The 13,990-nt window shown below is 34.5% G+C and carries 13 protein-coding genes; 10 read left to right on the top strand and 3 right to left on the bottom strand.

What is annotated here, in order from left to right:
• Position 1 precedes the first annotated feature (1 nt).
• A complete protein-coding gene (locus CELAL_RS19760; protein ID WP_013552670.1) occupies positions 2 to 742 on the bottom strand; it encodes an SDR family oxidoreductase in 741 nt (246 codons plus the stop codon).
• A 308-nt stretch (positions 743 to 1,050) separates the two neighbouring features.
• Positions 1,051 to 1,935 carry an AraC family transcriptional regulator gene (locus CELAL_RS19755; protein WP_013552669.1) on the bottom strand — a complete coding sequence of 295 codons (885 nt, stop codon included), beginning with the start codon at positions 1,933 to 1,935 and terminating at the stop codon, positions 1,051 to 1,053.
• Positions 1,936 to 2,205: 270 nt separating this feature from the next.
• On the opposite strand from CELAL_RS19755, the gene CELAL_RS19750 reads away from it, so the two are divergent.
• The 10 genes from CELAL_RS19750 (at position 2,206) to CELAL_RS19705 (ending at position 12,226) form a co-directional block, all read left to right on the top strand.
• A complete protein-coding gene (locus CELAL_RS19750; protein ID WP_013552668.1) occupies positions 2,206 to 3,573 on the top strand; it encodes an NAD-dependent succinate-semialdehyde dehydrogenase in 1,368 nt (455 codons plus the stop codon).
• A 44-nt stretch (positions 3,574 to 3,617) separates the two neighbouring features.
• On the top strand, positions 3,618 to 4,247 hold the full coding sequence (locus CELAL_RS19745; protein ID WP_013552667.1) for an alpha-ketoglutarate-dependent dioxygenase AlkB family protein: 630 nt from the start codon (positions 3,618 to 3,620) through the stop codon (positions 4,245 to 4,247).
• 198 nt (positions 4,248 to 4,445) lie between these two features.
• Entirely contained in the window at positions 4,446 to 5,111 is a 666-nt protein-coding gene (locus tag CELAL_RS19740; RefSeq protein ID WP_013552666.1) for an oxygen-insensitive NAD(P)H-dependent nitroreductase NfsB, read from the top strand.
• An 11-nt stretch (positions 5,112 to 5,122) separates the two neighbouring features.
• Positions 5,123 to 6,130 (top strand): zinc-binding alcohol dehydrogenase family protein, encoded by a 1,008-nt coding sequence (locus tag CELAL_RS19735; protein ID WP_013552665.1) that lies wholly within the window; start codon positions 5,123 to 5,125, stop codon positions 6,128 to 6,130.
• Positions 6,131 to 6,744: 614 nt separating this feature from the next.
• Positions 6,745 to 7,215 (top strand): cupin domain-containing protein, encoded by a 471-nt coding sequence (locus CELAL_RS19730; RefSeq protein WP_013552664.1) that lies wholly within the window; start codon positions 6,745 to 6,747, stop codon positions 7,213 to 7,215.
• A gap of 198 nt (positions 7,216 to 7,413) precedes the next feature.
• Positions 7,414 to 7,887: a Dps family protein gene (locus CELAL_RS19725; RefSeq protein WP_013552663.1), complete on the top strand. Its 474-nt coding sequence runs from the start codon at positions 7,414 to 7,416 to the stop codon at positions 7,885 to 7,887.
• A 48-nt stretch (positions 7,888 to 7,935) separates the two neighbouring features.
• Entirely contained in the window at positions 7,936 to 8,205 is a 270-nt protein-coding gene (locus tag CELAL_RS19720; protein ID WP_013552662.1) for a UBP-type zinc finger domain-containing protein, read from the top strand.
• Positions 8,206 to 8,217: 12 nt separating this feature from the next.
• Entirely contained in the window at positions 8,218 to 9,864 is a 1,647-nt protein-coding gene (locus CELAL_RS19715; RefSeq protein WP_013552661.1) for a cyclic nucleotide-binding domain-containing thioredoxin-disulfide reductase, read from the top strand.
• Positions 9,865 to 9,939: 75 nt separating this feature from the next.
• Positions 9,940 to 11,148 carry a winged helix-turn-helix domain-containing protein gene (locus CELAL_RS19710; protein WP_013552660.1) on the top strand — a complete coding sequence of 403 codons (1,209 nt, stop codon included), beginning with the start codon at positions 9,940 to 9,942 and terminating at the stop codon, positions 11,146 to 11,148.
• A gap of 139 nt (positions 11,149 to 11,287) precedes the next feature.
• A complete protein-coding gene (locus tag CELAL_RS19705; protein ID WP_013552659.1) occupies positions 11,288 to 12,226 on the top strand; it encodes a LamG domain-containing protein in 939 nt (312 codons plus the stop codon).
• A gap of 79 nt (positions 12,227 to 12,305) precedes the next feature.
• On the opposite strand, the gene CELAL_RS19700 is transcribed toward CELAL_RS19705, so the two are convergent.
• The gene (locus CELAL_RS19700; protein ID WP_013552658.1) at positions 12,306 to 13,793 is read right to left on the bottom strand and encodes a glycosyl hydrolase family 28-related protein; all 1,488 of its coding nucleotides are present in this window, start codon (positions 13,791 to 13,793) and stop codon (positions 12,306 to 12,308) included.
• Positions 13,794 to 13,990 lie beyond the last annotated feature (197 nt).

Genomic DNA, 13,990 nt, shown 5'->3' with positions numbered 1-13,990 from the left:
TCTATTTTTGCTCACTAGGAACAAGATATACATCATTAATATTAACACGGTCTGGCTGTGTTAATGCGTAGTAAATAGCATTGGCTATATCTTCCGCCTCTAAAGTTTCCATCTCAAACATTTCTTTCATCATTTCTTTAATGTCATCATCTGTAATGGTACTCGTAAGATTGGTAGCAACAGCTCCCGGTTCTATAGAGGTAATATTAATTCCATATTTTGGAGCAAGCTCTTGTCTTAAACCTTCAGAAAACATTTTTACAGCTGCTTTTGTAGCACAATAAACGGCTCCACCAGGAAAGTAGCGGTGTGCGGCCATGGAAGAAATATTAATTATATTACCTCCTTTGTTGGCTTTTAATTCTGGCAGTACTGCGGCAACGCCGTTAAGTACTCCTTTAATATTAACGTCCACCATTTTATCCCACTCATCTGTTTTTAATTTTTCTACAAATGATAAGGGCATCAATCCGGCATTATTGATTAGTCCGTTTACCGTTCCAAACTTCTCTTTGGTTTTGGTAACTACATTCTCAAAATCTTCCATTTTGGTAACGTCACCACTAACTACTAATGCTACTCCGCCATTTTTTTCAATCTCTTTTTTCAAATCATTTAATTCATCTTCGCTTCTGGCCATAAGCACCACTTTAGCTCCGTTTTCAGCTAATTTGTGTGCGGTTGCTTTTCCAATTCCACTTGATGCTCCTGTGATTATTATAGTGCTATTTTCTAGTTTCATAAGTCTCTTTTTTTTGTTCTACCCAAAGGTAACGGCTATGCGTGTGGTTCATTGACTAGAATAAATTAAGAATTGATCGATATGCTTTTGTAACCAAAAAGATTACGGCCAAAAAAAGAAAAAGGGAAGTAGATGAATTATAATAGAAGTGTATTTGTTCATCGTATACAGCTATTGGGATAAAAAACAAACCCTATTTAACCTCGTATGTGAGATGAAATAGGGTTTGCGAAAAAGATGTTTAACGTATCAAAACCGCTAATAAAATTATTCCATATTAAGGAAAAATAAATCTCTATGGTTGTAGACTAGCTTGCACATGCAGTTCGTTTCAATAACAAATATTCTCCATTAGTTCTAAATTCTTTTATAGAAGAGCCAGAGTATCGTTTAAAAGTTTTAGAGAGGTGACTTGCGTCTGTAAAGCCCAAATCATCTGCTATTTGTGTTAAGGTAAAATCTGAATTCAAGAGTCGGATTTCTACGAGCTTTAATTTTGCTTTGATGATATACTCGCGCAATGACATATGCACCTGCTTTTTAAAATACTCACTAACATAAGTAGGAGACATCATGAAAATTGTTGCTAGATTCTCAACTTTCAATAGCGCTGTTTTATCAATATTTTCGTTGATGTAGGTAAGCATTTTTGTAATCCTATCATCTGCATTTTTTTTGGGTGCTTTAAAATAAGTTCCTTTCTTTATATTGCGAATTAAGAGTTCTAGAATACTAGTCATAAGGCTTGTAATTAAACGAATAGAATCTGAGCCGTAACTTCTAGCCTCTTGAAGGATCATATGCACTAAGCTTTCCAGATGATGTCGGTCAAGATCATTTTTAATAATATCACCAGGTAATTGGTTATAATTAGAAAGGATATAAGAAGCTTCTTTAAACCATTCATTTCTATCAATAGTAGTCCGGTTTACATTCTTGAAAAAAGAATCGGTAAACTTTAAAAAGACAAACTTGGTAGGCTTTTCTATCGTAAATGAATGGCATCTCAAAGGAGGTAATAAAAAAACACTGCCTTTAATATAGGGATAATGGTTGTAATTTATACACTGAGTGCCATCGCCATTAGTAATCAAGACTAACTCAAAAAAATTATTTTTAACCGGACGTTGCTTCCAGCTTGTTAATTCTATTTCTTGTATTTCAAAAGGTTTGTAGGCTTCTAATACTTGCATTTCACCACTTATTTACACGTAAAGTTACTCAAATTCGTTTAAAAGCTTGTAAAAACACCCTATTAACCCCGATATATACCAAATTTACCTTTAGTTATACTAATTGTATGTCTTAAAAAATAAAAACCTTTGTAAACAATAGTATGTTTACGGTAATTGGATTAGCATCAAAGGAGTTAATGTATTATTTAATTCCATTAAGCACTTATCTCATTATATGCGTTCTTGTTGCTATAAAAGGACAGTACTAATTTTTAAAATAAAGCGCTCATGTCAAGTATCACAATAATTAATCCAGCAACCGATGAAGAGGTGGCAACTTACGATAGAATAACTCAGGAAGAAGCAAAAAATAAAATTGCTCTAGCGAACAGAACTTTTGGTAGTTGGAAGGTAACATCTTTTGAAGAACGATCTAAATTGATGCACAAACTAGCAGATTACTTAGAGGAGCATAAGGAAGAATATGCACAACTAGCAACGAGAGAAATGGGTAAGATAATTGGCCAGTCTAGAAAAGAGATTGAAAAATGCATTTTAATTTGTCGTTATTATGCTGATAATGCCAAGGATTTATTGGCAGACAATTCTGTAGATACAGAAGCTAAAAAAAGCTATGTTACTTTTCAGCCTATAGGTGTAGTATTGGCGGTTATGCCTTGGAATTTTCCATTTTATCAGGTGATTAGATTTGCTGTTCCTGCTTTAATGGCAGGTAATGTAGGTGTTCTTAAACATGCTTCTAATGTTCAGGGTTGTGCTTTTGCGCTAGAAGATGCTTTTCTAAAAGCGGGTTTTCCTAAAGGGTGTTTCACTAATTTAAATTTGAGTTCTGAACATGTGAAAGATGTTATAGCAGATAAAAATATTGTTGCAGTAACCTTAACAGGAAGTGATCCTGCTGGGCGCTCTGTAGCTTCAATTGCCGGCCAAAATTTAAAGAAAACGGTACTAGAATTAGGAGGCAGTGATGCGTATATAATTCTGGAAGATGCAGATTTAGAAAAAGCAGTAGAACTAGCCACTTTTGGCCGTCTACAAAATAATGGGCAAACATGTATTGCCGCAAAACGTTTTATTGTGTTAGAAGCTATATATGAGGAATTTTTAGTAGCCTTTAAAAAGAAAATGAAAGACGCAAAAATGGGTGCTCCAACAGCAGAAGACACCTATTACGGGCCAATGGCGCGTAAAGATTTGAGAAATGAATTGCATGAGCAGGTACAAAAAACAATTGCACAGGGTGGCCGTTTAGTACTTGGTGGGGAAATTCCTCAAGGCAAAGGTGCATACTATCCAGCTACTATTTTGGCAGATTTAAAGCCAGGTATGGAAGGTTTTGATGAGGAGTTATTTGGACCTGTAGCCTCTGTGATCAAAGCAAAAAATGATGAAGAGGCTATAATTTTGGCTAATAATTCTCAATTTGGTCTAGGTTCGGGAGTATTCACGAGTAACTTAGAGCGAGGAGAACAGATTGCTTTGCAATTAGAAGCGGGTAGTAGTTTCGTAAATAAGCTGGTGGTTTCTGATCCAAGATTGCCTTTTGGAGGCGTTAAAAATAGTGGTTATGGTAGAGAGCTTTCTGGATATGGAATTAAAGAATTTGTAAACACAAAAAGTGTTTGGATAGCATAAGCTACTAGAATTTAAGTATAATCTTCACCTAACCATTCAATAGTATGGATTTATTTAATCAAACAGACCTTTTTTCAACAGATGAAATCCGTAAAACGGAGTTTGATATGCCAGGGGCTGATGTTACTTTATTCGAGAATTTCTTTTCAAAAGAAGAAAGCGGTCGACTTTATACCAGTCTTTTGAAAAATACGAATTGGGAACAAGACCAACTTGTTATTTACGGTAAAGAAATAGATTTGCCCAGATTAACGGCTTGGTACGGAGATACCAATGCAGATGATTCTTATGCTAACACTAAACGTAGCGTACGCCCATGGACCGAAGATTTGCTTTATATAAAAGCGCGAATAGAGGAGAAGGTAGATGTAAAATTCACGCGGTGTTTACTTAACTATTATAGAGACGGGGAAGACAGCGTCAATTGGCACCAAGACTATACCGGAGAAGAGCGAAAAAATACGGTCATAGGTTCGGTCACTTTTGGTGCTACTAGACCATTTCAATTAAAACATGCAACCAGAAAGGATGTAAAACGAATAGATATTCCTTTAGCACATGGCAGCTTACTTCTTATGCAAGGAGCTACACAAGAAAACTGGATGCATAAAATTCCGAAGACTACAAAGAAAATTCAACCGAGAATTAACCTCACTTTTAGGTGGGTGAAATAGGTGAAATAGTTTTGGATATAGCATTCGGATAACCTTGTAGCAATTAAAATAAAACTAGTAATTGGTTGTTTTTTAGTTTTTTAGATATGAAAAAGCTAAAATTAGTATACTATCATTTATGACCGTTATTGTGAGGTTTTAATACTATACTTATTTTTGTTACTATAAAAATGATAGTTAAATAAAAAATACGTAATAATGAATTTACAAGAAACATTAAACTGGAGATACACTACGAAGGAATACGACACAACCAAGAAAATATCTGATGCAGATATGGGGGAAGTCAAAAATTTATTACGAATGAGTCCTTCAAGTATTAACCTGCAACCTTGGCATTTTATTATTGCTGAGACTACAGAAGGAAAAGCACGTATGACAAAAGGAACACAAGGCTTTTTTCATTTTAATGAACTAAAAATAACGAATGCATCAGCAGTAGTATTGTTTTGTTCGAAAACAAGCGAAGGTGCAGATGATACTTTTTTTAAACACCTTTTAGAAGTACAGGATAAAGACGGAAGATTTCCTAATGAAGACATAAAAAACGGAATGTACGGAGGAATGAACGCTTTCGGAGACATTCATAAATATGATTTAAAGGACTACCAACATTGGATGGAAAAGCAGGTATATCTTAACATTGGTAACTTTTTATTAGGAGTTGCTAGTTTAGGTATTGATGCTACCCCAATGGAAGGTATTGATGTAAAAGCGTTAGATGAAGAATTCGGATTAAGAGCAAAAGGGTTTACCTCTTTAGTAGTTGTTTCTTTAGGATATAGAGCAGCATCTGATTTTAATTCGACCGACAAAACTCCAAAATCTAGATTAGCAGAAAGCGAAATTATTACTGTAATATAATTTTAATTCAGATGAAAGCAATAGGATACAAAGAGAATTTACCAATAGACAATGTAAATTCGCTACAAGACATAGAAATAGAGACTCCGAAAGCAACAGGAAGAGATATTTTGGTGGAGATTAAAGCCATTTCGGTAAATCCAGCAGATTACAAAGTGCGTGCAAATATGCCTGTACAAGGTGATGATTGGAAAATTATTGGATGGGATGCAACCGGAATTGTAACTGCGATTGGTGACGACGTTACCCTTTTTAATATTGGTGATGAAGTTTGGTATGCTGGTGATTTTACACGTCAAGGTAGTTATGCGCAATTTCAAGTAGTAGATGAACGTATTGTGGGTAAAAAACCTGCAAGTTTATCCTATGCTGAAGCAGCTGCTTTGCCTTTAACTACGCTTACAGCTTATGAAATGTTGTTTCACAGATTAGAAGTTTCTAAAGACGATGCCAACAAATCTATTTTAGTAATTGGTGCTGCTGGTGGTGTGGGTTCTATTTTGGTGCAATTAGCTAAAAAGCTAACAAAACTGAACATTATTGCGACTGCTTCTCGCGAAGAAACTACCGATTGGTTAAAAGAATTAGGTGCAGATACGGTTATCAACCACAGCAACAAATTGAGCGAAGAATTTGAAAAGTATAGCCTTCCTGCTCCTGAATATGTGGTGAGTTTAAATGCTACGGAACAACATGTTGATGAAATTGTAAAGTTGATTAAACCACAAGGTAAATTCGGCTTTATTGATGATCCAAAAGTGATGAATGTGATGCCTTTTAAAGGGAAAGCAGTGTCTACGCACATCGAGCTAATGTTTACACGTGCTATGTTTCAAACAGAAGATATGATTGAGCAACACAACATTTTAAATAAGGTTTCTCAATTAATTGATAACGGAACAATTAGAACCACTTTAGGTGAAAATTTCGGAACTATTAATGCTGAAAACTTACGTAAAGCACACGCGTTCTTAGAGACCGGAAAAGCAAAAGGTAAAAAAGTTTTAGAAGGATTTTAGTCTCAATGAGACAAATAATAACGGTATGTTACTTCGAGTGAATTTTGAGTTATTGAAAATCAAAATATATTTTGATTGAAGATATAAGAAATTTGTATCGAGAAGCATAGCACTCAGAATGGTTCTCGATACAAAATTCTAAAAAAGAATTTCACTCGAACTGACAAACTAACTATTAATAAATCAGAATGTCACTTCGAGTGTTTTTATTGGAATAAAATGGAAATAAAAATGTATCGAGAACTTAGGAACATGGTTGCTTTTCAAAACTAACAACTTTAAAATTAGTTTCACTCGAACTGACAATCTAACTATTAATCAATATATAAGAATGTCACTTTGAATGTTTTTATTGAAATAAAAATGTATCAAGAAGCACAACGCTAAGAATGGTTCTCGATACAAAATTCTAAAAATAATTTCACTCGAACTGACAATTTAGATTATTAAAAATTAATGTAAACGTACGTTACCTCGAGTGAATTTTGAGGCGCAAAAAATATGCCTGTCCGCAGAAAGGAGGATATCGAGAAGCTTAATAGATAAGAATGGTTCTCGATACAAAATTCTAAAAATAATTTCACTCGAACTGACATATTTAATAAAATATAAAAATGAAAAACATACTAGCAGCAGTAGCTGTAACCGCATTATTTGTTAGCAATACCGCAAATGCGCAAGTAAACACTATAGATTCTGTAGCAACATCAAAAGTGCAACATTTCAATTTTGATGATATGGCATCAGAAACTATCGGAAAAGGCATCAAACGCAAGTGGTTTCACGGTGAAAAAGGGCAAATGACGATTTTCAATTTAGAGAAAGATGCGCATATTCCTTGGCACCAACACCCAAATGAACAGATTACCTACATCATGTCTGGTAAAGTAAAAATCAAGACTATTATTGATGGTAAAGAAACATTTGTAGAAGTTGGAGCAGGAGAAGTCATTGTTTTTCCTGAGAATGTTCCTCACGAATTTTGGGCTTTAGAAGAAACGGTAGATTTGGATGTACATGTGCCTGTACGTGAAGATTGGTTGTCTAAAGAGCTGCCAGATTATTTAAAGAAGACAGAAAAATAATCAAAATAAAAAAGAGCATAGTTGTTACTTTCGATTGCATAAGAGCGAAGTATTCAAACCGTTCATGTTCTAAGTAGCTTTAAGATAAATAGTATAAGAGCGATTAACTATAGTAAAGTTAGTCGCTTTTTTGTTCTTCTTTTATTAAATTTATAGAATGAGAAAATAATTTTTAAACAGAATATTAAATAATTGAAAATGAAAACAAACATTGGAATAACAGAAGAAAACAGAGCAAAAGTAGCCGAGCATTTATCTAAAATATTGGCAGACGAATTTTTAATCTACACAAAAACCCTAAGAGCACATTGGAATCTAGAAGGAATCGATTTTCATACCAAACATGTGTTTTTTGAAGACCACTATAATGCTATTAAAGAATTTGTAGATAGTGTTGCAGAACGCATTCGTAAAATAGGTCATTATGCTCCTGCTACCTTAAAGCAGTTTTTACAATTAACGCATCTATCAGAGGAGATAGAAGGAGACAACTCTAGCCTTAATTACATGAAAGTCTTATTGCAAGACCATGATACCATCATCATAGAAATTAGAAAAATAATTCCTGAAATTGAAGAAGAACTAAACGATGTTGGTACTGCCGATTTTTTAACTGGGTTGTTGCAAGAACATGAAGAAATGGCTTGGATGTTACGTGCTAGCGTAAGCTAAATTACGAATGTTATTTTTTCTTATTCATCTTTATAATAACCTAAAATTATGAGCGAAGAAGTTTGCAGTCATATAGCCTCTATTTCTGAATTAAAATTAGCTAAAAAACAGGTTTGCCAAGAATGTGTAAAATTAGGAGATTCATGGGTACATTTGCGCACGTGTCAAGAATGCGGAGTCACACTTTGTTGTGATGATTCTAAAAACAAACATGCAACGGCTCATTTTCATAAAACTGATCATCCGGTTATAAGCTCAGCTGAATATAACGAAAGGTGGCTCTGGTGCTATAAAGATGAATCTTTTGTTACATACTAATCCCAACAAATTATGATAGATGCCAGATTCCCTGAACTCACCAATCAACAAGTAGAAAAGTTAAAAGGCTATGGTACGGTAGAGAATTATGATAAACCAACTACTATATTAGACTATGGTGACAAAAGGTATGATTTTTTTGTTGTATTAGAAGGAGGAATTAAAATTATTGATCCGGAGAAAGATAAGGGGAATGTTACTATTCATAGTAAGCATCAATTTTCAGGATCTAGTAGTATTCTTTCTCACCGGGCTATAGGAGTACGTGGAGAAACGTTAGAAAAAACTCAAGTAATACGCATAAAACCAGATCAGTTAAAAAAAGCCATCGCAAAATTTAGTGATATTAGCGATTTACTTCTGAATGCGTTTTTATTACGTGAAGAAAGTTTGAAAAATAGTATACAAGGTGTCAAGTTAATAGGCTCGGAGCATTCTAACGAAACCTATGCGATTCGTGATTTCATGGATAAAAATGACATTCTATATACTTTTGTCGATTCGGATAAAGAAGAAGGGCTCAAAAGTATATTAGAAGCTTTTAATTTAAAAGAATCAGATTTACCAGTTGTAATTAATAGTCAGGATGAGATTTCTATTCGTCCGTCTATTGATGAAATAGGGGAGTGTTCTGGTGTTCGATTAAAGTTAGATGATGAAATTTATGATGTATTGGTCATAGGTGCTGGTCCTGCTGGTTTAGCTGCCAGTGTGTATGCGTCTTCTGAAGGGCTGAAAGTTTTGACCATTGATAGTAATTCACCTGGCGGACAGGCTGGTAAGAGTTCTAAAATTGAAAATTACCTAGGTTTCCCTACAGGTATATCTGGCAGAGATTTAGCCAACAACGGCTATATTCAAGCTCAAAAATTTGGGTGTACCATTTCTGTACCGCATAGGGTTGAAAGTATCCAAAGAAATGCAGGTCTTTATGAGATAAATGCAAGCAATACATCACCTTTAAAAGCACGTACAGTGATTGCTGCAACAGGTGCCGCTTATAGAAGATTGCCTTTAGATGGTATAGAAAAATATGAAGGTGCGGGCATTTATTATAGCGCAACATCTATGCATGCCAATATGTGTAAAAATAGCGAAATTGGTATTGTTGGCGGCGGTAATTCTGCAGGACAAGCAGCATTGTTTTTGGCAAATTTCGCTAAGAAAATCTATATAATTATCAGAAATGAAGATTTAGGTGCCAAAATGAGCGATTATTTGGTACAGCGAATTATAGCTTTCGAAAATATAGAAGTAGTAACCAATAGTAATGTGGTAAAAGTTGAAGGTGAAACCTATTTAGAAAAAGTAGTCATCGAACAAGAAGATGCATTTGTAAAGAATGAAATCAGCTATCTATTTACTTTTGTTGGTGCTAAGCCATGTACCGAATGGCTTCATGATATTGTTGATACCGATGCAAATGGATTTGTGCATACAGGGCTCACTATTTGTGACCAAGCTTTGAGAAATGAAGCTCAGTATCAAGTTCGTAAACCCTTTACTTTTGAAACTAGTCTACCTGGCTTATTTGCAGTTGGCGATGTGCGCTCTGGATCTGTAAAGCGTGTGGCTTCTGCCGTTGGTGAGGGTTCTATTGTTGTAAGCGATATTCATAAGTATCTTGCTCAAGAGCATGTGGTCATAACAAATAGTTAGCACTCATAATAATATCATTCTATCTAATTGATAATGTAATTAGTTTACCTTTCTTAAAATAGCTATTTTAAATACATGAGTTCAACTACTAAAAGTATTTCCCTTCGTGAAGCCCAAAAAATAGTTCTGTTATCACAAAAACTGCCTACTCAAAAAGTAGCAACTGATGCCAAAAATGTTACCCTATCTGCCATTGAGCATTTGGGTTATATTCAAATAGATACCATTTCGGTAATTGAACGTGCACATCATCATACACTTTACAATCGTAATTCAAGCTATAACTCTGATCACTTACAGACGCTAGTATCAGATAAAAAAGTTTTTGAATACTGGGCACATGCGGCATCCTTTCTTCCTATGGCCGATTATCGTTTTAGCCTGCCTCGCAAGCATGCGATTGCTTCCGGGAAACAAAAACATTGGTTTAAACGAGATGAGAAGCTTATGAACGCTGTACTAGAGCGTATAAAATTTGAAGGTCCTTTGATGGCTAAAGATTTTGACAAAAAGGGTGTAAAACACGGCGAGTGGAAAACGGCTCCGACTAAACAAGCCTTAGAGAATTTATTTATGCAAGGAGATTTGATGATTACAAAACGTGTAAATTTTCATAAGGTGTATGATCTTACAGAACGGGTATTGCCAAGTACCATAAATACTAAGACACCTACGGAGGAGGAACACGGTGAGTTTCTGATAAAGAAATATTTGCGCGCCAACGGCGTGGGTAAATTAACGGAAATGACCTACCTCCTTAAAAATATGAAACCATTAGTTAGCAAAGCCCTAGAACAATTGCTTTTAAGTGGAGATATTATAAAGATACATGTTGCTGATCATGAATATTATATTTTGCCAGAGTCCCTTGAACTATTGAATACACCTTTAACACGAAAGAAGCTCAATATTTTATCTCCTTTTGATAATTTACTGATTCAAAGAAAACGAACGTCAGAGATTTTCAATTTTGAGTATCTTTTAGAATGTTATGTGCCCCAGCAAAAACGGAAATTTGGATATTTTACCTTACCTATTTTATGGGGTGGAAAATTGGTTGCCCGAATGGATAGTAAAGCTGATAGAAAGGAAAAGATTTTGGATATACATCAATTGACCTTAGAGCCTAGCTTAAAGAAAACTGAAGCTTTTGCAGAAGCGTTGAATAAAGAATTAAAGTTGTTTTTAAAATTTAATAAGTGTACCAGTGTTCGTTTGCATAAAACCATTCCCGCTTCTTTCCAGCATTATTTTGAACAGTCGTATCCTGAGTTATTCGTTTAATGACCTCAGTGCGTTATAACATATAAAAATTGCTATAAATAATGGTCATGTTCAGATTTTGTTGAGTCTAAATTTTGGCTTCCTATGGTATATAAGTGTATTTTTCATTTTTTAAATTCTAATTAAAACCCCAAAAAAAATGAAGCATATTTATCTAATAGCTAGCCTATTTAGTCTTATGATATTTTCTTGTAAAAAAGATAATAATTCAACCGAAGAAAATGCCCAAGATAAAGTTAACGAAGAATCGGCTATAGATCCTGTTAATGAGACACCAGAAGAGACAGCTCCAGAGGCTGTAGATTATACCACATTAACGCCCCCAACTCCTCCAGAAGGAATGAAATGGATAGAAGTTTCTGAGCTTACTGATGAGTTTAATGGCACTTTTGACACTGATAAATGGTTTAAACCTTTATGGAATTATGATGTTCCAGTACATATGAAGGCAGAAAATTCTGGAGTAGCAGATGGTAATTTATGGATAAAAGCTACACTTGATGATACGCAAGAACGCTGGTTTTTAACTTCTAGAGTACAATCTAAAGCACAGATAAATTATCCTATGTATACAGAAAGTAGAATTAAAACAGCTCATATTTCTGCATATAATACTTTTTGGTTAAACAATGGTGATATTGCGGACAGAAATGAGATAGATATTATAGAAAATAACTCTAATCCTTCATGTGATTGTCAGCCAGATTTTCCATGGCAAATGAACTCGCAATACTTTCATGTTGTTGATAATGATACCAGAAGGAATAAGGGTAATTTTGATAATAGAACGCTCTCTGATGATAACCCGTTAAAAGGCGTAAAATGGAATGAAGAATACCATACCGTTGGTGTGTATTGGAAAGATGCTAAGAATATACAATTTTATTTGGATGGAGAGCCGGCAGGAAGTGTAGTCTCTGAACCCGACTTTACAAGAGATTTAAATGTTATTTGGGATTTATGGACTTTTGATGTGGATTGGCTAGGAGGTCTTGCAGTAAAGTCTGATTTAATGGATGAAACTATAAATACGATGAAAGTAGATTGGATTCATTCCTATAAATTGATTGAAAAATAATAGTGTATCGTAGTTATTAATGTAAGAGCTCCATACTACCTCTGTAGCATGGAGCTCTTTATAATTGTACTAAATATTTTTAATTACAAGAAGTAATGGTGCCAATACCGTTAGTACATACTTTAGTAGTATTATACTTTACATTTAAAATATGGTTATTAGGAAAACCGGAAACATTAGACGTGGTTACATTCACATTATAATTTCCAAGACTGTTATCTCTTTTGGTATTATCAATGGTAACTCCTAAAGAAGGTCCGTTATACTCAAAACCAGAAGGACCTGGCTTGCAAACTTTAGACCATTCCGAACAAGGTAAGTAAGGTAAAAATAAATGCTTAAGTTTAGCTCCAGTATTTTTATAAGTAACCTTAACATTACTAACAGTAGAATTATTAAAATTACCTGGTTTAATACCATTTACAGCTGGGTTAGAGTGGTTGTAAGCCGCTTCGCTAAAATCATTATCAATACGTACAGCCCAAGTTCTACCATTGTTGCGTTTGTATAATTCTGATACAGAACCAGCGCCTAAGATACCTTCTATATAATTTTTATAAGCCTCGCCACTAGCTCTATTTTGTTTATCAAAAATCTCTATAAAACCGTGCTCTACCCGAACAGCATACGCACAACCAATAGCCGTAACATCATCTATGGTTACTTTACCGTTTTCCATAAAATGAGGAGAAAACATTACAGGCGTTAAACCACTTGTATTTTTAATTTTAGACGCAAAAATATCACGTACACCACCTTTGTTAGCTGTTTTCATAGCAAGGTTATCTGTTTCTAGTCGTAATGTTACGCCTCCTGTACATTTTAGATTGTTAAATAATACATTATCCGCAGCATAGGCTTGTATAAGTCCGTAACCAGTATGTGCATTGGTCTGACTTATATTTTCTATGATTCCATTGTGTGGCCATGCATTACTTCCATTATCAGTAAAACTTATGAGTACGGATGCAAATACAGTTTTTTCATCCTTAATGGAAAAATCAGATATTTTAAAATTATTGACATTACCGACATCTGCAACAATTAGATTTTTTGAGGTATTTCCTCTTAAATCTACAATAAACTTACCGCCTTTACCTGTAATACTTGCATTTTCAATTTTGTCTTCGGTCTTATTCGCAAAATCAAAAATCCTGTGGTTTTGAGCAGGGGCTAATCCTTTGGTAGGATAAATGACCGTACCTTTTTCAATTTCTAAATGCACATTAGAGCGCATTCTAATTTTATTAAAGTAATAGGTTCCTTTAGGAATGGTTAATACACCACCATCACTATTCGATAATTCTTTAATCGCTAAGTCTAATTTAGCGCTATCATCATTGGTGTCTGTGTTATTGACTCCATAATCAGAAACTAAATTCTTTTTGTTATTACGAACAGCAGCATTAGGTGCCGTGTAAAATCTAGAAGCAGCTACTTTTAAGACCGTTAGATCATCTGAAATTGCAGCTTCATTTAGGTCTTGTGTTTCTTCAACATTTTTTGAGCAACCTATTGCGAAAAGCGCAATTGAGGCTAAATAAATACTTTTTACATGTACTTTCATTATAAGATATTTTGAGGTTAAGGGCGCAAATTAGTGTCTTTGTTCAGGCTTTAGTAGGTGTATTTTATCTCCGTTAAGTAGTATTTTATCCTATATAGGGTGTGTTCTATGTAGCTAAGTGAGCAGCGACCCTTGTGAGCTCCTATGTTTATTGTATAAGTTGTTTTTTAAGGATTTAATGTTGAATGTTTAGTAGA

The organism is Cellulophaga algicola DSM 14237, from assembly GCF_000186265.1.
GTDB classification, from domain to species: domain Bacteria; phylum Bacteroidota; class Bacteroidia; order Flavobacteriales; family Flavobacteriaceae; genus Cellulophaga; species Cellulophaga algicola.
Note: the sequence above shows the minus strand (reverse complement) of the source record. Positions and strands in the feature narration are given on the sequence as shown.

What these genes read in the sequence shown, in the direction of transcription:
- CELAL_RS19705 (WP_013552659.1), top strand. Translation starts at nt 11,288, where the DNA reads ATGAAGCATATTTATCTAATAGCTAGCCTATTTAGTCTTATGATATTT.
- CELAL_RS19725 (WP_013552663.1), top strand. Translation starts at nt 7,414, where the DNA reads ATGAAAACAAACATTGGAATAACAGAAGAAAACAGAGCAAAAGTAGCC.
- CELAL_RS19700 (WP_013552658.1), bottom strand. Translation starts at nt 13,793, where the DNA reads ATGAAAGTACATGTAAAAAGTATTTATTTAGCCTCAATTGCGCTTTTC.
- CELAL_RS19720 (WP_013552662.1), top strand. Translation starts at nt 7,936, where the DNA reads ATGAGCGAAGAAGTTTGCAGTCATATAGCCTCTATTTCTGAATTAAAA.
- CELAL_RS19735 (WP_013552665.1), top strand. Translation starts at nt 5,123, where the DNA reads ATGAAAGCAATAGGATACAAAGAGAATTTACCAATAGACAATGTAAAT.
- CELAL_RS19745 (WP_013552667.1), top strand. Translation starts at nt 3,618, where the DNA reads ATGGATTTATTTAATCAAACAGACCTTTTTTCAACAGATGAAATCCGT.
- CELAL_RS19760 (WP_013552670.1), bottom strand. Translation starts at nt 742, where the DNA reads ATGAAACTAGAAAATAGCACTATAATAATCACAGGAGCATCAAGTGGA.
- CELAL_RS19750 (WP_013552668.1), top strand. Translation starts at nt 2,206, where the DNA reads ATGTCAAGTATCACAATAATTAATCCAGCAACCGATGAAGAGGTGGCA.
- CELAL_RS19715 (WP_013552661.1), top strand. Translation starts at nt 8,218, where the DNA reads ATGATAGATGCCAGATTCCCTGAACTCACCAATCAACAAGTAGAAAAG.
- CELAL_RS19755 (WP_013552669.1), bottom strand. Translation starts at nt 1,935, where the DNA reads ATGCAAGTATTAGAAGCCTACAAACCTTTTGAAATACAAGAAATAGAA.
- CELAL_RS19740 (WP_013552666.1), top strand. Translation starts at nt 4,446, where the DNA reads ATGAATTTACAAGAAACATTAAACTGGAGATACACTACGAAGGAATAC.
- CELAL_RS19710 (WP_013552660.1), top strand. Translation starts at nt 9,940, where the DNA reads ATGAGTTCAACTACTAAAAGTATTTCCCTTCGTGAAGCCCAAAAAATA.
- CELAL_RS19730 (WP_013552664.1), top strand. Translation starts at nt 6,745, where the DNA reads ATGAAAAACATACTAGCAGCAGTAGCTGTAACCGCATTATTTGTTAGC.